This is a genomic window from Wolbachia endosymbiont (group A) of Acrocera orbiculus, from assembly GCF_947250015.1.
GTDB lineage: Bacteria > Pseudomonadota > Alphaproteobacteria > Rickettsiales > Anaplasmataceae > Wolbachia > Wolbachia pipientis.
In genome coordinates, this window is record NZ_OX366272.1 from 1,009,401 (window position 1) to 1,031,286 (window position 21,886).

General features: G+C 34.6%; 24 protein-coding genes and 2 pseudogenes. 3 read left to right on the plus strand and 23 right to left on the minus strand.

What is annotated here, in order from left to right:
* Positions 1-10 precede the first annotated feature (10 nt).
* The 3 genes from OOL03_RS04965 to OOL03_RS04975 form a co-directional block, all read right to left on the minus strand.
* Entirely contained in the window at positions 11-1,321 is a 1,311-nt protein-coding gene (locus tag OOL03_RS04965) for a hypothetical protein (protein WP_264707160.1), read from the minus strand.
* A gap of 711 nt (positions 1,322-2,032) precedes the next feature.
* Positions 2,033-3,163 (minus strand): hypothetical protein, encoded by a 1,131-nt coding sequence (locus OOL03_RS04970; RefSeq protein ID WP_264707161.1) that lies wholly within the window; start codon positions 3,161-3,163, stop codon positions 2,033-2,035.
* A gap of 69 nt (positions 3,164-3,232) precedes the next feature.
* Complete coding sequence (locus tag OOL03_RS04975) at positions 3,233-4,207, minus strand: hypothetical protein (RefSeq protein WP_264707162.1); 975 nt, start codon at positions 4,205-4,207, stop codon at positions 3,233-3,235.
* A 271-nt stretch (positions 4,208-4,478) separates the two neighbouring features.
* Here OOL03_RS04975 and OOL03_RS04980 point away from each other — a divergent pair, with 271 nt between their 5' ends.
* The 3 genes from OOL03_RS04980 (at position 4,479) to OOL03_RS04990 (ending at position 7,649) form a co-directional block, all read left to right on the plus strand.
* Positions 4,479-4,961, plus strand: a complete 483-nt coding sequence (locus OOL03_RS04980) for a hypothetical protein (RefSeq protein WP_264707163.1) — start codon at positions 4,479-4,481, stop codon at positions 4,959-4,961.
* Positions 4,962-5,021: 60 nt separating this feature from the next.
* On the plus strand, positions 5,022-5,660 hold the full coding sequence (locus OOL03_RS04985) for a hypothetical protein (RefSeq protein WP_264707164.1): 639 nt from the start codon (positions 5,022-5,024) through the stop codon (positions 5,658-5,660).
* 78 nt (positions 5,661-5,738) lie between these two features.
* On the plus strand, positions 5,739-7,649 hold the full coding sequence (locus tag OOL03_RS04990) for an ankyrin repeat domain-containing protein (protein ID WP_264707165.1): 1,911 nt from the start codon (positions 5,739-5,741) through the stop codon (positions 7,647-7,649).
* Between the two features lie 169 nt (positions 7,650-7,818).
* Here the strand turns inward: OOL03_RS04990 and OOL03_RS04995 are convergent, their stop codons facing one another.
* From OOL03_RS04995 to OOL03_RS05090, 20 genes and pseudogenes are all read right to left on the minus strand, one after another.
* Positions 7,819-7,944, minus strand: coding sequence for a hypothetical protein (locus tag OOL03_RS04995; RefSeq protein WP_264376262.1), 126 nt, complete (start codon positions 7,942-7,944; stop codon positions 7,819-7,821).
* Between the two features lie 134 nt (positions 7,945-8,078).
* Entirely contained in the window at positions 8,079-9,563 is a 1,485-nt protein-coding gene (locus tag OOL03_RS05000) for a recombinase family protein (RefSeq protein WP_264707166.1), read from the minus strand.
* Between the two features lie 2 nt (positions 9,564-9,565).
* Positions 9,566-9,997, minus strand: coding sequence for a DUF2924 domain-containing protein (locus OOL03_RS05005; RefSeq protein WP_264707167.1), 432 nt, complete (start codon positions 9,995-9,997; stop codon positions 9,566-9,568).
* A 4-nt stretch (positions 9,998-10,001) separates the two neighbouring features.
* A complete protein-coding gene (locus tag OOL03_RS05010) occupies positions 10,002-10,466 on the minus strand; it encodes an ankyrin repeat domain-containing protein (protein WP_264707168.1) in 465 nt (154 codons plus the stop codon).
* Between the two features lie 25 nt (positions 10,467-10,491).
* Positions 10,492-11,202 carry an ankyrin repeat domain-containing protein gene (locus OOL03_RS05015; RefSeq protein ID WP_264707169.1) on the minus strand — a complete coding sequence of 237 codons (711 nt, stop codon included), beginning with the start codon at positions 11,200-11,202 and terminating at the stop codon, positions 10,492-10,494.
* 168 nt (positions 11,203-11,370) lie between these two features.
* Positions 11,371-12,531: a phage tail protein gene (locus OOL03_RS05020; RefSeq protein ID WP_264707170.1), complete on the minus strand. Its 1,161-nt coding sequence runs from the start codon at positions 12,529-12,531 to the stop codon at positions 11,371-11,373.
* The gene (locus OOL03_RS05025; RefSeq protein WP_264707171.1) at positions 12,531-13,307 is read right to left on the minus strand and encodes a baseplate assembly protein; all 777 of its coding nucleotides are present in this window, start codon (positions 13,305-13,307) and stop codon (positions 12,531-12,533) included. Before OOL03_RS05025 ends, OOL03_RS05020 begins: the two co-directional genes overlap by 1 nt.
* 2 nt (positions 13,308-13,309) lie before the next feature.
* A complete protein-coding gene (locus OOL03_RS05030; RefSeq protein ID WP_264707172.1) occupies positions 13,310-13,645 on the minus strand; it encodes a GPW/gp25 family protein in 336 nt (111 codons plus the stop codon).
* Positions 13,646-13,647: 2 nt separating this feature from the next.
* A complete protein-coding gene (locus OOL03_RS05035) occupies positions 13,648-13,902 on the minus strand; it encodes a PAAR domain-containing protein (RefSeq protein ID WP_264707173.1) in 255 nt (84 codons plus the stop codon).
* Complete coding sequence (locus OOL03_RS05040) at positions 13,899-14,363, minus strand: phage baseplate assembly protein V (RefSeq protein ID WP_264707174.1); 465 nt, start codon at positions 14,361-14,363, stop codon at positions 13,899-13,901. Before OOL03_RS05040 ends, OOL03_RS05035 begins: the two co-directional genes overlap by 4 nt.
* Complete coding sequence (locus OOL03_RS05045; protein WP_264707175.1) at positions 14,350-14,832, minus strand: hypothetical protein; 483 nt, start codon at positions 14,830-14,832, stop codon at positions 14,350-14,352. Before OOL03_RS05045 ends, OOL03_RS05040 begins: the two co-directional genes overlap by 14 nt.
* Positions 14,833-14,841: 9 nt before the next feature.
* Entirely contained in the window at positions 14,842-15,333 is a 492-nt protein-coding gene (locus tag OOL03_RS05050) for a phage tail protein (RefSeq protein WP_264707176.1), read from the minus strand.
* A 1-nt stretch (position 15,334) separates the two neighbouring features.
* On the minus strand, positions 15,335-15,640 hold the full coding sequence (locus OOL03_RS05055; protein ID WP_264707177.1) for a head-tail joining protein: 306 nt from the start codon (positions 15,638-15,640) through the stop codon (positions 15,335-15,337).
* An 83-nt stretch (positions 15,641-15,723) separates the two neighbouring features.
* Complete coding sequence (locus OOL03_RS05060; RefSeq protein WP_264707684.1) at positions 15,724-16,728, minus strand: major capsid protein; 1,005 nt, start codon at positions 16,726-16,728, stop codon at positions 15,724-15,726.
* 53 nt (positions 16,729-16,781) lie between these two features.
* A protein-coding gene (locus OOL03_RS05065; RefSeq protein ID WP_264707019.1) for an IS630 family transposase occupies positions 16,782-17,641 on the minus strand; the annotation gives its coding sequence in 2 pieces (ribosomal slippage) (positions 16,782-17,317 and positions 17,317-17,641; 861 coding nt in all).
* A 71-nt stretch (positions 17,642-17,712) separates the two neighbouring features.
* Positions 17,713-18,087 (minus strand): head decoration protein, encoded by a 375-nt coding sequence (locus OOL03_RS05070; protein WP_264707178.1) that lies wholly within the window; start codon positions 18,085-18,087, stop codon positions 17,713-17,715.
* 67 nt (positions 18,088-18,154) lie between these two features.
* A pseudogene (locus OOL03_RS05075) lies at positions 18,155-19,211 on the minus strand (S49 family peptidase).
* A pseudogene (locus OOL03_RS05080) lies at positions 19,171-20,601 on the minus strand (phage portal protein). The pseudogenes OOL03_RS05075 and OOL03_RS05080 overlap by 41 nt, the downstream one beginning before the upstream one ends.
* Positions 20,601-21,632, minus strand: coding sequence for a PDDEXK nuclease domain-containing protein (locus OOL03_RS05085; RefSeq protein ID WP_264707179.1), 1,032 nt, complete (start codon positions 21,630-21,632; stop codon positions 20,601-20,603). Before OOL03_RS05085 ends, OOL03_RS05080 begins: the two are co-directional and overlap by 1 nt.
* 26 nt (positions 21,633-21,658) lie before the next feature.
* Positions 21,659-21,883 carry a gpW family protein gene (locus OOL03_RS05090; RefSeq protein ID WP_264707181.1) on the minus strand — a complete coding sequence of 75 codons (225 nt, stop codon included), beginning with the start codon at positions 21,881-21,883 and terminating at the stop codon, positions 21,659-21,661.
* Positions 21,884-21,886: the final 3 nt, after the last annotated feature.

Genomic DNA, 21,886 nt, shown 5'->3' on the forward strand with positions numbered 1-21,886 from the left:
GTAACGTTTTTTACTTGCCCAGCCTTACATTAGACTTACCATGTGTTTTTCTAACTTCTACTTCAGCTAAATCACCACTTGGACCAGGTTTGTTCTTTTTATCAAGCCCTTTATCAGCAGACTTACCATAGGCTAAAAACTTATTTAATGATTCATTATCTCCTTGCTCTAATATAGAACGTATATAATTTGCTTTTTCAGAAGACATGAACTCCTTGATTTGTCTAGAATTAGCCCCATTTAACATTGCCCATACTGGCCCCATAAAACCTTTTTCAATCAGAGGTGCTAAAAACCTCCCTTGAAAAACAGAATCATTCGTCATTTCCTTATTCAGTGCCCAAATACGATGATTATCAAATCCTTCTTTTTTCCACATATGCATAAAAACCTCCACACCCGCACCTAAATAATGCTCTGGACATTCCTTCACCATTAATTTTAACCAGAGATAGTAATCATCTTCTGGAACGTTACATGGTTTCAAAAAATCAAATAACTTCTGAAATTGATCAAAGTTAAACACTTCTATCATTCTATATAAAGAAGCATATTCAGTATTTCTCTCCAAATCTCTTTTCAAAAGCTCTGGATATTTATCAGGACTTATTCGGCTTAAACAAAATTCAAACACATCAGGATAGCCATTATCAACTGCTGCATGCACTGCAATTTTCATAAAAACTTCATCCTTTTCCTGATCACTTAACTCACTCTCAGGCAACGATTTAATCTTATCCCAAAAGAATTCTACTGCTTCTACACGTCTTCTATTTGAACTTATTGCTGCACGATGTAAACCAAAGACATAAGGATGCTGACCTTTTAGATCTAACTCTGAAATGTATCCACTAATGAAATGCGACCAAAATTGCATCATTGGATCTGTATACCAACTTCCACTTATTCTTTTTGCTAGCTTCTTTAATGCGTCTGGGTCACCGTCTTTCACTTTATGCTTCTGTCTAAAATGTTCAAATAGAGAGATTATGTCTTCTTCTAAGCAACACCAACATGCAATTTGGTAAAGATAAAAGTCCTCTAATGGATTGCTTGTGCCTTTCCAACTCTGTGGCTCAGTCATCTTCTTAGCCGCTACCCTTCTATTAAGCTTGATACCATGTATTGTATCAGTTTTTTCCCAACATTCTCCATTTGATAATACATCTAAAAAGAATGGAAGTTTTGTTTCACCCCAGTTATCAAATAAAAGCAAAAATGCACCGCACCAATGTTTGACTTGAAGTTGTTTAGATTCTTTATAAGGATCGTCATCCTTAATAATAGAGAAAGCTGCCTTGGTTAGGTCATCTAAGTCCATAATTCTTACCTCCATAAATAAAAGCGTATTAAGATATAGAACTATGATAATTTATAAATTCCACATCAATTACGACATCGTATCCAACCCTTAAAATTTGTCAATTAATATTGTAGGAATTTTTTCTAACCCAAAGTAATATTTCGATAAAAGCGTTTTAATAGGCTGAATATATAATCTTTTGTTTATTTTTAATTTTGTTTTTGTCATAAGCTTGCCTTAATTCTTCTGCAAGTAAATTAATATTAATTTAGCAAGATATATTATTAAGATCTCAAGTAAAATAACCCTTTCCAGCACTAAAAACCAAGGACCGTGAGAACGAGTTTCTTTGGGATCAATTGGTCTACCAAACGACACGTGCGAACTTTTATTTATAATAATTTTACTATGCGCCAAAACCAGCTATATTGGCTCACTTTCGCTAAGTTTACATATGAACTGGTTTGCCTAACTTTGTTGCAAAGATTTAAAGCTTCTCTTTTCACAACCCTATTTTTACGCGGCTTGTTCTCACGAGTATATGTACTTTTTTGCGATTTTGGAGAGAGTAAATAATCAAATCTTTTGTGACTCTAAAATTAGGCATTTCTTCTCAACTTATTTTATTCACAGAAAAGATATTCTATTCTCATTTTTTTCATCTACCTTAATGTATAAAAGACCATACAAATAAGTATAAAACTCATACCTTATTGGTTGATTCGAATTTTAGTGATATCTTTTATAATTAAAATCATTACATCCAATTGAATCATTCTCTTCTTTAGCACTATAGTAGTTTCTAATCCCATGACTTAATTGCTTGGAATAATCAAAGTTAAATGCTCCTTCATCAAATGATTCTTCCTTTAAATTCCTAAACCAGTACTTTATTTCTCTTCCTGTTGATTGTTCGGATGTTACTGATGGAGATTTTTCGGGATACTGTGCTGTACTATGGCATGACAAACACGAAGATTTTTTGTTATCTATTGGACCATTAAGCCTACCTAAATATCCTAAAGAACCTTTCATTACATCGGGATTTATCCAACATTCCAACAACCTCTTTCCAATTATGTAATCTGCCCTAAAATAATTAGGGTCATTACCCCAAGCAACACCCACTAACTTCATATTAAACCACGGATTCTTATTATTTATAGTACAATCATAAATAAATGTACCTGCAACCCACCCTGTTTCTTCTGATCTCTTATCTTTGACTAAAAAATCAATTTGAAATAATCTCAGCTGCTTAAATACCTTTGGAGTCCCTTTCTCAGACTGATTTACGTAACCAGTCCAAGTAATGCTGTTTTTAAGAGTTGGTATATCATCCTCCGTTGCTTCTGTAAATACTAATTTTGCATTTACTGTACCATCTAAGAATTCCCCTTTGGTAATATCAGGATTGTTTATATCTTTCCAGACTTGCCCATATGTATAGCTACCTTGCTCATTAACAATAGAAATTGCCCAATTTTGTAGCATGGATTTTTGATCATTATGCAATTCACCAGGCTTAAAGGATCGTTCTCTTGTTAAACCATTAACAAATTCTCTACCATTTATCCCGTAGTGCATCCATGGCGCATGATACCAATTAGCAACCTTATTGCAATGTAAATCAAAATCGCAGTCTATATTCCCATCATATATATACTTTAAAATTGTATAGGCGTATTTTTGTGGTTCCTCTTTAAATGATATGCATTCCCATGGTCTTTCTTTATTACTCGTTTCAGCTAGGTAATCAGTCTTAATTTTAAAAACCTTGCCTCTATAACCTGAAGGTATTTTATCGCATGAAGATACTAATGCTCCACTAGCATGTACAAAACTACTACTTAACATCAAAAACGATAAGCTTAATACTTCCCAAGTCCGCATTTTAAATTCCTCATAATATCTCTAATTTTTGCTAAACTATACCTTCATATGCTGGTATCCTTTTACCGCATAAACATCCTGTACCTCGATAAATGGCTGCACAAACCTATGATGATAACACGTTGGTTTTAGTATATATATACTAACTTGATCTAATGCATCAAGTGGTTTGTTTTCTTTAGGTTGAGTATAACAATATAGAACTAGGGCAATAGAACCTAAAATGGCAAAAGCAGCACCCAAAATTGCCAATAACATGAGATTACTTTTCTGATCAGAGATAAGAGGCTTTCCTAAAAATGAAGAAGTTAGTGATCCAAAAAAAAGAGTACATGACAATACTGTAAGACACAAAAAGATCTTCTTTCCTTTAGAATTTTTCTGCGATGGATTATAGCTTGAAGTTTTGTAAATTAATTCTTCACCTTTACTTGTATCTCTAGCGCTGAAACAGATTGCTTGAGGAATTCTTGGCGAATTGCCTGGAGTTCTACTTCCTGAAATCAGTGATTCACTGTGCTGTGGATCATCGTGTGTATAAATACCATCTTTACTTACATCAAATTTAGTACTATTTAAATACATAAAAATGCTATTATTAGGGCTTTCATATGGTTCACTTTCATTTTCATCAGTAAAAAAACTTTCTTCACTGAAAATAGGACTTGATACATTTTCAGTCGATGTCTCTTGCACTATGCCCGAGTCAGTACTCTCATTAGTATAGCTCGGAAGGTAACCATCCCAAGAAAGTCCCTGTGCCTCTAATTCATCAAGTGTACCAGTTGAAATACAGAAACTATTAAGACTACCAAACGTGTCACCCAATGTATGAAAACCAATCATATTAGAAACATCACTTTCCTGTTCTAAATTCTTGTTCTCACTCTCATCTTTTCTCTCTCTCCAATCAGAGTCACACACACCGCTCAACTCTTCAGGATTAGGTTGCAACTTGTTCTCCAAAGGTGATGATTTTAGACTTTTCCTTTGCAAAATGTTTCTATTCATACCGCCTGTTCCAATACAAATTTTTATTGACTACCTTAAACTTTGGCTTGAGCTAATTATTTAATCAACTTAGAATAACTAAGCGTCAATAATACTTCAAGCAATTATAACTATTGACTTTTACCTGTGAAAGCTAAAAAAGATAGTAAAATTCTTTTAGCAGTGCTTGAAGGCTGAAAGTAGAAAATGTACAGTGAGTTTGGGTTTATGTTAATTTTTTATAACTTGCTTCCTTCTAATAATGTAATTATCGCAATGAGAAATCTATCCAATGAAACATACATCTTATATCATAGCTAGTGCTTTTGCCACCTTTATATTGCTTGCATCTGTAGCACTGTCTGAATCCTCTTATTTCGATTTTTTGTCTTCAGTTGAATTTTTAAGCTCAACTTTTACCGTCGTAACTGTTTTATCTATACTATCTGTTTTAGTAGTTGTGCTTTCATATAAAATAATTAGTAATAACAAGGAAATCGAGGCTAGGAAAAATAAATTTGCTCAAAAAGGGCTAGAGCTAGAAAAAGAGCTCATTCTGGAGCAAAAAGCTAAAGAAACTGCAAACAATCAAGTGGAAGAATTAAACAATCAATTACAGCAGAAAAATAAAGAGATAATTGATACAAAACAACAATTGGATGATAAATGTAAGAACATTTCTGAATTAACAACAGAAAAGGAAAAATTAGAAGTAGAGTTAAAAAGCCAAGAAGAAAAAATACAAAAATTGAGCACATTAAAAAACAAAGAGTGAAATGATAAAGACAGTGAAATCAGGGAATTAAAGAATCAGTTAGGTTATCTTAATGATAAAATGAAGGTTAGTGAACACAATAATCCTAAGATTAAGATATTGAAAGCGAAAAGAAACAATTTTAAAAATCAATTAGATTTTCTTATGGAAAAATGCCGAATTATGAAACAGAAAATTGCAGAGAAAGATGCTTGCCCTGCAAAACTAGATTATAATTTAAATAAAATAAAATGTAAGGAAGAACATTCTCTTAGCTCACCTTATGTTAAACAATTACAAAAGAAAATGCTAAATCAAATTGAAGAATCGTTTAAAAAACAAAAAGTTATAGAAGAAATGAATAATCAAATTGAAGAATTAATGGAAAAAGTTAACTTGCTTACTCAAACAAACAATACTCTTTCTGATAAAATGACCACTTATTTCAGTAAAAATGAAGAGCTGGTCACCTTCATAAATGAAACATTATCCAATATAGAACGAGAGAAAGAAGATTTGGAATTGCTTTATTCCAGTGAAAGAAAACAGAAAGGGTTTTTGGCTTTAAAAACAATTGAAGATTGCTTAGAAAACTTCAAAGAACTTTATTCAAAAACAAAAGATAGAGCAGAAAAATTGAGTATTCTAGTGCAGAGAAAAGGTGAGTTAAGTAATCCTCTTGTCTCTCCCGCTTGCAGGAGTTTTATTCAAGGACATTAAAATTATGTTTAATTGGCTTGACTTATATGATATAAATCATATATAACGTGTTGTCTGTTCAAGTTAGGAGGTGTTATCATGGTTGAAAAGTCAAGAGAACCTAGCATAGTGACTGCCGAAGTAGATAGTTATTATGAATTCATTAAGGAAGGTTTACTTTGGGCTGATAGAAGTTTGATTGATGATAAAAAGTATCTGGAGGATCTAGTAGACGAGTGGTTTATTCATTCACCTAACTTAAAACTGAAAGAGAGTCAAAAAAAGCTAAATCAAGCACTACTAAATAGTATTATAAAAGATTTCAATCTGAAGGATTATTACTCATTTTCAAATCTTAAGCACTTTTTAAAAAGTAATGAGAAAAATGAAGACCTTAGGCACGTTCTTAATCTAAAAAGAGGACATCTAGGGACAACAATATTGAACGTGTTTCTCGAACACGACGAGGTTATTCCTTCTCTTCTAAAAGCTGGTGCTGATCTAAATATGCAGGATAGTAAAGGTAAAACACTTTTGCATGATACTGCTATTTATTCCGGTGGACATGAAGATCTTGGGTATCTCTTAGATGCAAAAGCTGATCCAAATATACAAGATGAAAAAGGTAACACACCTTTACACTATTATGCTGCTAAGTGTAGTGGTTATAGCAGAAAAACTATGGATTTGCTCATAAGCAAAGGAGCTGATTTAAGCATAAAAAATAACGATGGAAAAACTCCACTACAAGTTGCAATTGATAATGGCAATATTATAGAATGTTTATTAACTAATAGTCAAAAAAAATTAAGAAAGCAACTAGGTAAAATGCTTCTCGCTACAATTTCTGATGAAGATTGGGATAGTGCTTATGATCCAGAGGTTGAAAATCTAAGGAAGTTTTTAAATCAATATGAAAATGACAACGACTTAAAGATAGTTTTAAATGTTAAGGATGATAGTTCAGTACTTCTTGATTGGCCATCTCGTCAATTTCCTAATGTAAAAGACTTGCTCTTAAAAGCAGGAGAAGCTGATTTTATAGGTAACAAACAAGACAATTATGAAAAATGCGGTAGTTTCTTATCAGAGATTTATCAAATAAATTACCTTGCTAAATGCAATGAGTTTTTAAGTAAGGTAGTAAAAGCTAAAAGCATGATTGAATTACAAGAAGTTGTAAATGAAATCATATCTTCTGGAATAAGACTAAATTTGGCCAAGGGTGAAGAGTGTTATTGCACAGATGAAATACTAGAAAAAATTGTTCAACTAGGAGAAAATTATGAAATTGCTAGTAATATAGTATGTACATTAATATCAAGAGGGGCAAAGTTAAAAAGGTCAGAAAGTTTAAAAGTCATTGATACAATAGAATTAAAGTTCAAAGCTCATAAAGCTAATATGATCAGTGCTCATTTAGAGTATGTTAGTAATACTGAAGAATTTTTTAGAATTGCAAAGGATGCTACTAGCGGTCAACTATATGATGGAAAAATTGATAATAATGTATCTTACTTAGAATACTCAGAGGATAGTATAATAGATGTCGCAAGAATCACAGATAGAACAAGAAATCTGGAACTAATCCAGGAATCATATAGAAGGGATATAATAAAAATTGGCAAAAGTGAGGTGGAAATTATAACCCAAAACAGCATAAGGAATTACACAGGTCTTACAAAAGGTAGCAGTATAGTATTAACTTTCTATACCAGTTTAGGAAATGTAGACGTTAGACTGTATCCTGACGTACAAGATAAAAGCAAAATTATAGTAGAAGTGAGTAATAGAGAGGAAATATTAGAAAAATTCAAAGGTTATGAAGAAGAATTAGGTAATGACTGTGCACTTGGTGAAGATAAGGTTTATGATGCTATTAAAAATGGGTACTTTGAAAGATCTGGTGGATTAATGCGTCCTGAAGTAATAAGCGAGTCTAACAACAAATGGACAGAACGTGAAGAGTTAAGAAGGACTTCTGATCCTAGGAGAGAAGTTTCTAGGTAGATTAATTTGCTAAAAAAGTTAAAGATTATTATTTAAATATAAACTGCTATAATTTATAGATTAAGGAATTCGTACCAATGTCTATGATCTTTTAAGAACACTCTTTTATATTGTTTTTAAGCTGGCTACAAAATGAAGATATGGAACATACAATTGGCTGAGCTGCCTTTTACACTCCAGATCTACTATTAAAATATGCAGCTAAAATTGGATCATTTTCTACCATTGTTGCACCTAATATGCTAAAATCTTCATCACTTGTATTGATATTTTTACATAATTGATTTTGTAACATTTATTTGCTCTTCTATATCAATTTCAACATCTTTTTGTGTGGCCCTTTGTAGTAGCTCCTTTTGCAATAACCTTTTTTAATTTTCTGGCACATACTTTTTTCGATGTTTTTTCATATTGTTGTTTTTATAAACATTACGACGCTGAGCCATAAAATTTCTCCATTTGCTCGCTCCACAGCATCGGTATTTCCTTTAAATCAGCTAGCCTCAAATTACTTGGTTGCCTCCCATTTATTACATCTTCCTTAATCTTTGGTGCTAAATAATTCAACCTTAAAATTTGCTGTATACGTCTTGTACATATATTAATTTTGGCACTCAGCTCTTTCACACTTCTATATTTTCCCTCTTCTAGTTGCCGTTTCCACAGATGGGCTCTTACCACTGCTTTGAGTAACGCATTATTTGTTTTTCCTTCTGGCTCTACCACTGTGCATTTATTTCCCTTCTTCTTTGTTGGTATAAATTTTTCCTCTGATTCAGAATGCACCTCTATTCCATCTTCTCCCACCAATACTGCTTTTATTAACTTTTTCACTACTTCTTTTTGCTTTCCAAAACTTAAATTTTTCCACTCTTCCGCTTTTTCTTCCCATTTTTCATATAAATCTTCTGCTCTCTTCATTACTTCTTTTTCTACTTCTCCTGCTATTACATTTCGGTTTTCTGACCCACAACCTTTTCCCCTTAAATGATTGTTGCATACGTAATATCGGTACCTTTTATTTTCTTTTTTTGAGTATGTCAGCGTCATATTTACACTACAGCTCTTACACTTAATTATTCCCCTAAGCAGCGCTTCCTCATATTTTGCTTTTCTATATGGCTGATTCTTTATCAATTCCTGTGCTTTTTGCCATTTTTCCTCTTTTATTATTGCTTCATGCTTTCCCTCATACTGTTTGTCATAATGTCTTATCTTTCCCACATATATTGGATTTGTTACTATTCTTCTCACTGTCGCTTTTTTAAAGATATCTGATTTTGTTCGGTAACCTTCTCTATTTAACTCTCTTGCCAGTTCTGCCATTGATTTTAGCTCCATATACCTCTCAAATATATGTTTTACTATTTTCGCTTCTTTTTCATTTATTATTAATTCTTTATCTTTTACATCATACCCCAGTGGCAAAGTTCCACCCATCCACAACCCTTGCTCTTTTGATGTTGCTATTTTATTTTTTACCCTCTCTACTATCATTTCTCTTTCTAGCTGTGCTGCTCCTGACAATACCGTTTGTACAAATTTTCCCATTGGCGTATTATTGTCAAATATCTGCGTTACTGCTACAAAATTTACTCTATGCCTTCTAAAAAATGACGTTACTTCGATGCTGTCTTTTGTTTCTCTTGATAGCCTATCCAGCGTATATACTACTACACAATCTACTTCTCCTCCTTTAACATCCTCAAATAATTCCTTTATCGCTGGTCTTTCTAAATTTTTCCCTGAATATCCACCATCATCGTACTTTTTGGCCAATGCTACCCAGCCTTCTCTGCTCTTTATGTATTTTTCACATGCTACTCGTTGCGCATCAAGGCTATTAAACTTTTGCTCTAGACCGTCTTCATTTGATTTTCTTGTATATATTGCGCATCTCACCTCTTTTAGCATTCTCAATTTCCACTTTTATCACGCATCCCGAATAATAAAGGTCTGTTGTAGCTCATTCCCATTATTTTTCCTGCCACTGCTGACAATGATGTATAAAGCTCTTCTTTGTAGATTAAACCCTTATCTGTTACCATTACCGCGTGAGTCTCTTCTCCTCTCTCTAGTATTAATTCTGTCCCTTCTACTGGTAATTTATCGCTACTTATTCTTTTTCCCTTCTCTAGCCGATCTGCCAGATACTCTAGTCTTTTTCTCCCCTTTCTTGACATTTCTCCATATACTTTTTCCTGCATTCTATAAGCTAATCTTGATATCAGATATTTCTTTGAGTATCTAGGCGCTTCTTCTCCATATGCCTTCTTCCACATTTTTCTCAGCTCATCCAAAGGTTTTCTCTCTAAATTCATTACTTTCTTTTCTATTTCTTTCTCCATATTTTTAGCCCTTCATAAATAGCTTTTCAATTCTGTCTGTTTCTTTCTTTAATACCTCGGTTATCTTTTTGCTATTTTTAGCATAATCCATCGCTGTCATTCCAAATTTATCCGCTTGCTCTATTTCTCCTCCAGCTTTCACTAACTCTTTTACTATTTCCACTTTCCCCACCATACATGCAAGGTGCAATGGAGTGCATTTATTGCCATACTCTTCAGCATTTACATTTGCTCCTGACTTTATCAATTCTCTCACGGTTTCTAGGCGTTTCTCGGTTACCGCTAGATGCAGTGCTGTATATCCTCTTGCATCTGCTGCATTCACATTCGCTCCTTTTTCGACTAATAACTCCACTGTTTTTACCTCTACTGCATAATGTAGAGCTGTTCTTCCTTTTTCGTCTCTTGCATAAATATTTTTAAACGAGTTCTCTAATAGTGACTCCTCTTTTTTACCCAGCTTTACCATAACTTACCCCACCTTTTCTTTAAACCTAAGCCTTCCTTTTTACCACCTCATCTATCATTGCATTCACTTGGCTGATTATCTTGCTTGCTAAATTTTGACATTCTTTCTTTATTAGCGATTTGTCTCTCTTCCTTATTTCTCCTATCTCTATTATTTTTAGCTCCGGCATGTAGCTTCCATTCAACATGTCTGCTATTTCTCCCACTAGCCCCTCTATTCCATAGCACGTCAGTTCTCTACTTTTTGTTATTCCTCCTTTTTCTCTCAAAAATTTACTCGCCTTTTCACTCTCTTTGCTATCACATAGACGATACTTTTCACTTTCCCAGATGTAATACATTGGCGTTGCGCCGTACTTATTCAGTTGATTAACTTCAGCTCCAGCCTTTACCAGCTCTTTTATTATTTCAACTCCTGCTCCTCCCATCTTGCACGCAGAGTGCAGTGGCGTACATCCACTGACATATTGAGTGGCATTTACTTCTGCTCCCGACCTTAGCAGCACTTTTACATTTTCTAAACTCTTTGCGAATACTGCACAGTGTAGAGGTGTATAACCATTTTTATCTCTTGCATTTACCTCTGCTCCTTTTTTTATTAATAATCTCACTGTTTTGTAATCAGAGATTTCTACTGCTTGATGCAAGATCGTCTCTCCTTTTTCATTTCTTTTATTAATGTCTTTAAATCCGTTACTTGATACTTCTTTAAAAAACTTACTCTTGCTAAAACTCATTTCATACCTCACAAAATTAGCTTTTCTAGCGCCAGACAAATTTCTTATATTTACCTGCTGCTATTCAAGTCATGTCCTTTTTAGCATGAGAAAGCAAGTCTTTTTCTTTTTATTTCATACATTTTTACCTATTATTAATATAATATATGAGTATCTAAATATAAGTACTTAACTTATTAGAGATATTATTCGACTATCTTTCCAACTTCTGTGCAAATGTCGATGTTCATGCCACTTCAGTACTCCCGGGTAGAATACTAAAATGTGCTTTTCTAATTCGTGTATTGAGTCTTTTTGCTCTGAATCCAAATCATTTTTATAGTAAACGTTGTGTTCTGCTAAAACATATTTTCTGACCTTCTGATCTGTATAATTTTCTACTTTATAGTTGTGAGTAACGCTAAATCTTTCTAAAATTGGCTTGTGTTTTAAATTCCAATATTGCCCTGAAAGTTTATCGCTTCCCAATACAAATTTATTTCCTCTTTCTTCTACGCTACTAACTGGAAAGCACGTATTTATGTCTCCTAAATCCCAACTGTCTGATAATACTATCTGCGCTTTTGCAAATTTAATCGATGGTAATAAACTCTGTGGTAATGGATATAGTGCTTTTAAGTTGTACCACAAATGATTTCTTTCATAAATACCGTTATAATTCTTTGTGTGAGGCTCGGTTTCTCCAAGGATTGCTACATCTAGGCGATATATATCATTGCTTAAAGCTCGTTCATAATGATCGCGTAGATAGTTTTCTATAATCCTAATAACTGGACCACTAGACCTGAAAAAATTTACTCTTCCAAATGATAACACTGGTCCATCTTTTTCTATTTTTACCCCTGAATAATCAGAAAGAAGATCTCCAAATAAACTCTCATCCAATATAAATCTCTGCGCATTATAATAATCGTTAAAAATCCTCATCAATCTGGATCTTACAGGCAGTGATAGTTTTGCCAGCTCTACTACTGCATCTACGAAGAAGTCATTTGGTACCTCTTTTATCCCTACTTGCAACTCAAAAAAATGTTTACCAGGTGGTTCTTCGATAATTTTAATATCTTCTATATTTGCCCATTTTAGTGCTATTTTTAGTGATGCTGGAGTTCCTCTCAGTCTTTGAAATTTTACTCCTTCTATTACGGCTTTTCTTCTATCTTTTACCCAACGCAGTATCTCTTCTAAACCATATTCCTCAATCAACCACGGCAATGTTTCTCCTTTTAGGTTGAACTTAAATCCTCTGATACAGTTTGGATCAACCCTATAATCTATTGAATCAACTAGTGCTTGCTCTTGTTTTGTTGCATTTGGCGGTAATAGCATTACTCAACCTTTAAATTTCGCAAATTTGCACATTCATTTCCCAGAACCACAACATCCTCTTTTGGCTCAATTAATTCTACGTTTTCTACACCCTCTACAAATAGATTCGCTATTATCCATGATCTTGTAACACTCCATCCTAGCCTTCTACTTGCTTCAAACTTCTTGATGAACTGCTTCTGGATTTCTTCCTCTGATGTTATGTAATTCGTGCTGATTCTGCTGTGAATATCTATTTCCATAATATTGCAACCAATTACTGTTACTGTATCTGTTAAAACCCTTATATCATCTCTAGTAACCTGCTTTTTTACAATTTCTAGTAGCTCTTCTGACGCTGTGGATAACTCTGTGGATAAAATTGAGATTTCTAAACTTCCTGGCACTTTTGACTCAACCAGCGCATCCTTTACTCTTCTATCTGCTGACAGTGCATGATACCTATAATACTCCTTGCTCCCACATGTGCTCCAGCCTTTTATTTTTGCTTTTACCCTCTTTCTAAATCTTTCATCCTCTTCTTCTTTTTCTCTCTCTACTCCATAAAATTCAGCTAAATTATCAAGATCTTCTCCCGTTGCAAATTTTAGTAAATTGCTCTTTACTGATTCATTTATTCTTTGTCTTAGTAATAATTCCCTCCATGCTGCTACTTCTAATACCTTCATCGCTGGGTCACTTTCTACTAATGCTGTAAAACTTTTCACTAACTCTTCCTTCATCCGAGAAAAAATCTCTTCAAAGTTCAGTGGTTCGATAATATTTAGCTGCTGCATTTTTAAACAACTACTCCATTAATATTTATGAACTTACCTTCTGAAAGATAGACACCTTCTAAATTCAATGTTACTCTCCCTTCTTTTACTCCTTCAACTTTTACTTTTTCTAACTTAAATCTCTTTTCCCATTTTTCCAAAGCTTCTGCAGTTGGCGCATATATCTCAAGTGTTAAATCTCTATTTATTGGCTTATCCACTAACTCAAATAATCTTGACCCATAATCCCTTCCCATGATTCTACTGTTAATAGGAGTGGTTAATATATCAATTATTGATTGTTTTAAGTGTTCCAAACCTTCTAACACTTTTCCTGTTTTAGCATCCATCCCTTTCATTTTTAGCCTGCAAACACGTCTTCACTGCCTTTTATTACTTTAAACCCACATGAAACTATATCTCCTACTCTTCCTACACTAAGACCATTTGCAAACACTGTTTTTGATCCTTGAATCATTACTTTTCCTTCACTAAAACTGTCTCCTTGTCTACATATTGACTTACCGTTTACAAAAACATTATTACTTCCCCTAATGCAGAAATGTGGTATAGCTTCTCCACAATAGTCTCCTAACCTTACTATTCCTTTGTTCAATTTAAGTCGATCCTTTCTGCTTTCAGTTTTATTCCACTTTTTGTCATTTCTATACTTGATTTTCCAGCCTTCAGTGTTATTTTGTCCACTACTTCAATCTCTAAATGATGCTTCCCTTTATCATATAACAATCTTGTTCCATCTTGAAATTTTATACTATTTATTTCTTTTTTATTCTCTGGTGCAGGGTATTTTTCCTGATATATTCCAGCTAGTACTACTCCTAATGATAACTCTCCCAATGGTGACAATATTACTACCTGTTCATTTATGCTTGGTGGTAACCAGCTTCTTTCCTCTCCTGCTCTAGAAGTTATCCATGGAAGAAAATCTGTTAAAAGTTCTCCTATCTTCACTCTTACTTTTGCTTTCTCATAATCTATTTCTTTTACAACTCCTATACGAACAATGTTGGCCATTTTCCTCTGTAGTTCCGAAATTGCAAAATTATTTTCTAACATTTATTTCACCGATTTCTATTTTGTGTGGCATAAATTTTCCTTCTTTCCAAATAGATCGCCCTACGTGTATTGTATGCACCCATTCAACCATCCACACTAAATATGCATCGAGCTCTGGTCTAAAGTCATCTCCTCCTCCTGATATAAATTCTCCTGGCGAAACATTTTCCACATTCCAAGTATTTTTATTTACTACTTTTGCAACTTCGCTAGCTAAAGATCTGACAATAATAGCTGCATTTTCTATTGTGCTATCAATCACAATTCGTGCCTCAAATCTTGCTTTCAGCGCTAATTCTTCTGTTCCTGGATCATGTCCTTTTTCAAAGCCACTAAGTTCCACAAATACCGCTGGCGCTAATAATTCTTTTCTTATTGCTGGATAAATTTCACATGTCTGTATAGCCGGTATTTCTTCCTTCAGTGTGCTGCAAATTGCTTGATGTAAATCTTTCCAGAACTTTGTCATGCATATAATTTAACTCATGTAATGTATAAAATATTTTTCAAATACCTTTTCAACTTCATAATTAACAAGATTCCCTATTATCCTTGAAGCCTCAGGTTCTAGTGGCAACTTAACTTCCTTTATTGGCAATGCTGCTCTTCCTTCACGTTTAAAAATACCGCTATTTCCTTTTGGCATAACTGCTGCAAATCCTCCTATAAACTCATGCTTTCCTACTTTCGATCCTCTTCTTGTTTTTTGTATTTTGCCAATTGTCGATGCTCTAATGTCATAGAGATTTGCTCTAATTAACACTTCTAATCTGCTTGTTTTCGCCTTAAAAATTCTTAATCTCTTTCTTATCAAACTTAATTTTATCTTCTTTTCCTCACTGATTTCCTTAGCTGCTTGCGCTTTTAACCATAGTGCCGTTTTGTTTAATGCCTTTACCGTTGCTAATTCTACTTTTCTTCTTTTAGCATTTACACTTTCTATTACCTCAACTTCTATATGAACAGACATTTTACACCCCAGATGCTTCGATTCTCCAGATCATTCCAGACTTATCCCTAAGTGGTGGCGTGTGTATTTTGTATCTTCGATCACCTATAACAAAAACATCTCCTACTATTGGCTTTAACACATCAAACGCACTTACTTCTAACGCTAAAGTTTCTCCTACAAATTGTCCTTCACCAATCTCGTATAATTTATCTGGCTGTTGCTTTAATACCTGTACCATATATGACTTATCCTTTGATTTATACAAAGCCACTTCTCCTAAATGGGCAAAACAATCTTTAAATAATCTCTTAATATTCTCTTGCACATTTCTCCGCTATATACTAACATTTATATGCTAAGAAGAGGTAAAGCATTCTTCTGCCTCACACCGCTTTATATTTGCTCTACCTATGTTGCAACGATCTTGACTAGTACTGCTGGACGGTGGCACATTGGCAGAGGGTTTGACTGCGTATGCAAATCAGTCCCTCTATCAAATCTTCTTGGCTCTTGTTTTGCATATAGTGGCTGTCCTAGTGTATTTACTGTTTCATTAAAGTCTGCTGGTGCAAAATATGTTGTAAATGTGCTTGCTGTTCCTAGTGGAAAACAGTGCCCTGTATCTCTTTCTATAAATCTTCTCACCGTTCCTTCAGGGTCAGTTGCTTGCCCTCTATACTCCTCAAATGTTATGCCACAGAACGTAAATCCTGATCTCATATCGTTTCTTAGCGCTGCTCCTTCTTGCCATCTTTCATATGCTTCTTTTACTTTTGCATGAGAAGTTAGTGCATCAAAAAACTCAGGACTTACCAAGGCATGAATTCCTGTCATATATTCACCACTTAGATTATCTTCTATATGCCGGAGTACTTCCAGACACTTACGTTTTACATCTGTTGTTGCTGTTCCAAGGGCAAAATTTACTACTTTTGGCATGATTTCAAATTCGTTGTACAGATTTAATAATTCTGACCCGTCAGCATCTAAAATTATTCCTTTCAGCGCTCCCATTCGCAAATGCTCTAATGTTATTGCATGTTTGTTTCTCATCAATTGCAAATGATCGGTTATTACATCTGCCAGCGCTTTAAGTTCACTCTCTGATCCAAATGCCCTTATTCCCTGTACTTCCTCTGGTAACACTACATCATCATGTGGAATATGTGGAATCGTAAATGTTCTTACCTTTCTTTTTCCTCTTTTTCCTACTGTTGCTGGCGCCCCTGGTACTTGCGTTGGTAATAAACTTAATACTCCGTTGTGTTCTTCTATGGTAATATGTCTAAATCTTACTGACCTACTTGGAAACAAATTTAGATTTTCAACTCGTCCATAATTTATCGGCAATATATTCATCGCATTTGTTAGTGCCGTCATGCTAAATGCTGTATTTGTAAATGGATTTTGCATTTTTTCTCTCCCTTTTTTCCTATTATAGCATTTCTCATAATAGTCCAAACAGGTCATAGGAAGGCAGAATCAACAGCACGAAGAAAGGATTCGAATAGAGGAATGTTTTTCCTGGCTCTGTTTTTTATAGCAAACCAATGATGCTCAATTTTGTTGAAATCTGGAGAATAAGGCGGCAGATACAAAATTTCTGCACCAACCCCTTTAGCAAGCTCGATAATCTTATCAGACTTATGAAAAGTAGCATTGTCAAGAATGACAGTCTGTCCAGGTTCCAAGATCGGTGTCAAAAATTGCTCAAACCATCCATTAAAAACATCCATATTACAGTGGCCTTCAAAGGTTAACGGAACAACTATCTTTCTTCCACTTAAGGCTGCAACCATACTGATTCGTTGAGTTTTCTTTCCAGATTTTAAGGCATAAAACCGCCGTCCTTTCTGGCAATATCCGTAGGGGTAGTCTTCGGTGTTATCAATGCCAGACTCATCTATATACACTAAGTTTTTAGGTTCTTTTGTCGCTATAATTTTCAAAAATTCAGCACGTTTTTCTTCGTTTCTTTCCTTGTATCCATATGTCTTTTTTTGCGCGTAAATCCAATTTTTTTAAGGGCTCGATAGATCGTTTGGATACTAACGTTGTTCCAAAGTTTAGCCATTTCCGATAGAGTCTTTCCTCCGTGTTCTCTGGCAAATTTGGCAAAGGTATCCCAGTCGGTAATTTTGTGATTGTAACCCCCATTTCCAAGTTTTTTTGATTGAAAGTCTCCTGTTTCTTTTCTTCTTTGCTGCCACTCCCATAAAGTAGTTCGTCCAATCTTAAATCTTGCTGCCACTGTTTCTCTGCTTTCTCCTTCGTCTAGCGCTTCCATTGCTTTTTTTCTTAAATCATAACTATATGCTGCTGGCATTCAACCTCCTTATCATCATCTATCCTTATCCTATCACATCCGGACTTTTATCGAAAGAGCTATAATTTTAGTTAAACTCCCTTGCGAATGATGATCCCTCGTGCTTCAAGTTGCTTTATTGCTGCAGCTTTCTGCTCTTCAGTAATATTTGTTGGCCATACAACTGCATGATCTGCTAGCATTGCACTGCGAGTAATAATTACTCCTTTAATATCAGAATCTTTGCTATGTATATCGGTTGTAATTACTCCTACTGCTGTTTGTGTGCCGTCTGTTCCAGTGGGGTTCAGCACTCTAATAAAACCATCATCTGTCTTCTTGGCAACTACTGTACCAAGTTTAATATTTTGACCTTTCGCTACAGTTATTTGGTCTCTTGAATATAGACTTGATGCCTCATACTTTAATAAGTCGCCTAGATTATTTTGTTCGATTATACAACTCATAAATTTCTCTCCTTAACTGCTTACCGCCGCTTTTATCAATGCTATATACGGCGGTTATAAAAATACTTTAACTCCTACGACTGCTTGCTACCTGTATCATTAAATCTTCTCCTGAATTCTGTGGTATTGCACTCAGTATTTCTGTCTTCTTCGTTCGCTCTGCTAGCAGTTCCATTAAAACTTCCCTTGCTTGCTCAACACTTACGCTTTGCTCAATAAATTCTCCTATCTTTTCCGGCATCTTTGATATATTACATAATCTTATTATCTCTAAAATTTCTCTACGACAGTTCTCGTAGCCTTCCTCAGTTAACTCATTAGTTGTCATACTAACACTCCTACTTTTATGATTATTGATAAATTCAAAAAATGTTGTAACTCCATCTGCAAGACCTATTTCTATTGCTTTCTCACCAAAATATAGCCCTGCCTCTGTTGATCGAATCTTTTCAATTGAAAGACCTCTGTTCCTTGCTATCAGCTGCACAAACATTTCATATAGTCGGTCTACTTCTTTTTGTAATTCCCAGACTTTCAGACGTCATTGGCTCATGCGGGTTTAAATCATTCTTTCGACTACCAGCAAAGATTGTGGTGTACTTAATACCTTGCCTTTCATCAAACCTACTTTGATCTATGTGACTTGCTATTACTCCAATACTTCCTACTCCTGAAGTTCTACTCACAAATACCTTTTCAGCGCTAGAGGCTATAGCGTACGCAGCAGAATATGCATCATCATTTGCTATTGCAATAATTCTCTTTTTTGCTCTTGATTCATAAATAAAATCAGCTAGGTCAAAGACACCGTTTACTTCCCCTCCTGGACTGTCTATGTCAAATAGAATCGTCTCTATGCTTTTATCTTCTAAAGCACTCTCTATCTCTTCATGAATATTTTCATACGAAGTCATGTCCAAAATATGATCAAAAGCTTCTGTTTTTTTAGTCAAAACTCCATAAATACGTATTATTGCTATTCCTTTTGGGTTTATATGAAAATGCTTTATGTTCTTAAAGATAGGTTGTTTGCTGTTATATAATGATAATAGTTCAAAGCTTCTTCTCTCTACCATTACTGGTTTATTTATCCACACCACTTCCTCCCCTTTTATGATTAACATCAGAATCGAAACAAAGTCCAAAAGAATTAGCACGCTTTTGATCTTCTGCTATTTCTTGGTCAATTTCTTCTACATCGTAACCCATTTCTGATACTACTTCCGATCGACTCTTAAATCCATTTCTTACTGCCATTTGCTGTGCTTGCTGGTCTTTCAGTGGATCTACCCAATCAAATCCCTGTGGTATCCATTTTACTTCTTCTTTCGCTGCTTTTACTACTTTTTCATCTATACTCAATTCTCCAGAAAGTACTGCTAACTCTAGCCATCTATTCCATATTGGTCTGCAAAATTGAAATACCATAATGTTGTGTTGCAGCATAGCACATCGACGACGAAACTCTATTAATCCTGCTCTGATTGATGAATAATTAACACCGGTTAAATCTCCTGTTAGTTGCTCATATGTTATTCCTGTACCTATTGCTATTGCCCTCAGTTGCTGTCTCATGAATGCTTCATAACTTCCTCCAACATCTGATGGCTCTGAAAATTTTATGTCCTCTCCTGGGTCTAAAAGCTGCATTGTTCCAGGTTCCAGGCCAGATAGTGCTACTCCTTGCTCACTTGCTTCACCTTCTCCCATGATATTTGCTTCTGGATCGAGTCTCGTAATAAATCCAGCAAACATTGCTGCAGTTTTCTTTCTCACCAGCTCTGCATCATCATATTGATCAAGCTCATAAAGCTTCAGCAGTATATTAGAAAGCCAAGGCTCCCCTCTGATTTGCCCAGGTCTTAATGGTCTATAAATATGTAAAACATCATTTGCTGGCACTCTCACTGATTCACCAAACGAGCCTTCACCAGGGTGTTCTTTAAATAGGTAGTATGCTTCTCTTTGCCCAAGTCTATTGAACTCAATCCCGTTTCTTATTACATTACCATTTCCTAAAGTTTGATTTGTTTTATTATCTAAATGTTCAGACTCAAGTACTTGCAGTTGTAATGGTACAGAAAATCCATCTTCGAGTTTACGATTTCGGAGGCGTACAAAACATTCTCCTCCCTCTATCATACTTCTGCATACTAGAGCTTGTAATCCATAAAAATCACTTACTCCGTTACTATCTGCTTCATCTGTTCATCTTAGCCATAATTCTTGCACCTTCTTTCGAAATTCTCCATCCCTTGCTTTTGATTGCGGTTTTATTCCTGTTCCAATAGAGTTACTTACTATTGTATCAATAATATTTGCTGCATATGGATTTTTTCTTACCATATCACGAGAGCGGCTACGCAAGTGCTCAAGGCTTTGAGAAAGCAAATTATTTATGCTTCCCGCTTCTCCTTGCCAATACATTACCCTTCTTCCTGAGCCTGCTGCATCCCATGCTGAACTTTTTATCTTTGGTTTGCTAAATAATTGCTTGAACGATTTTAATAGCATTACTTTTCCTGATCTGAAACTTTGGATAACTCAGCCTCTAGCTCTTCTACTGTTGGTAAAGCTGCCTTTATATTCTTTGGTAGATTTTCAGTAATTTTATATTCTGCCAACCCTATCGGTTTATTTATGTCTTTCAGTGTATACTTAGCTAGTACGTTATCCTTTGACTTGCATAAAATTAATCCTATAGATGGTTGATCTGTCTCATGCTTTAGTAAATCATCAACGGCTGAAAGATAAAAATTCATTTTACCTGCATATTCTGGCTTGAAATCTTTGTCTTTTAGCTCAATTACTACAAAGCAACGTAACTTTAAATGGTAAAACAATAAATCAATATAGAAGTCTTTATTTCCAACATCTAAGTGAAATTGCCTACCTACAAATGCAAATCCTTCCCCTAGCTCTAGCAGAAATTTTTCCACATGGCCTACAAGACCTTTTTCTACTTCTCTTTCATAAGCATCATCTCCTATACTCAAAAAATCAAAAATATAAGGATCTTTTAATGTATAATGTGCTAAATCTGACTGCGGAGAAGGTAACTTATCTTTGAAGTTAGTAACAGCTTTTCCTTGACGTTTATGCAATTCACGTTCGATTTGCATCACCATTATACTACGTGACCAACCGTGCTCTATAGCTTTTTGAAAATAAAATAGTCTTTCTTTTGGATCTTTTACTTTATCTAAAATAACTACAATATGAAACCAAGGCAATTGTGCAGCAACCTGCTGCGTAAATTCAGTATCTTGATATTCTGCAGCAAATTGGCGCATATAAGTAAGATTCCTAGCGCTAAATCCCTTCATTTCTGGAAATGCGCTTCTTAAATCTTTACTTAGCTGATCTATGATTTTAGCACCCCAACCATGTTCTTTTTGGCGCCTTAAGATCTCTGTACCAATATAGTGATAAAGCACAATGAGTTTGCTATTTACTGCTAATGCTGCTTTATAACGACTAGTAGCAATCTGTTCTTTCAACTGCTCTAAAAATTCTGTATATTCTTTTGCTATAATTTTTGTCATATGGTTCCTTTCAACGATTTTTATCATTATATGATCCCCTTACTCGTTGAAAAAACAATTTTCCTCTTTGGCTTCATACCTGCAATTTTCAATTCAGCCTTAATACGTTGTCTTAAGCTTAGTAAATCATTTATATCTACTTCTGCATAACGGACAACATGGTCACCATAAGCAATTGATACTACTCTCTCTCCATTTTGTAGTTTCTTTATCGCTTCTTCGACTTGAATTAAATAATCTTCGTTATACATTTA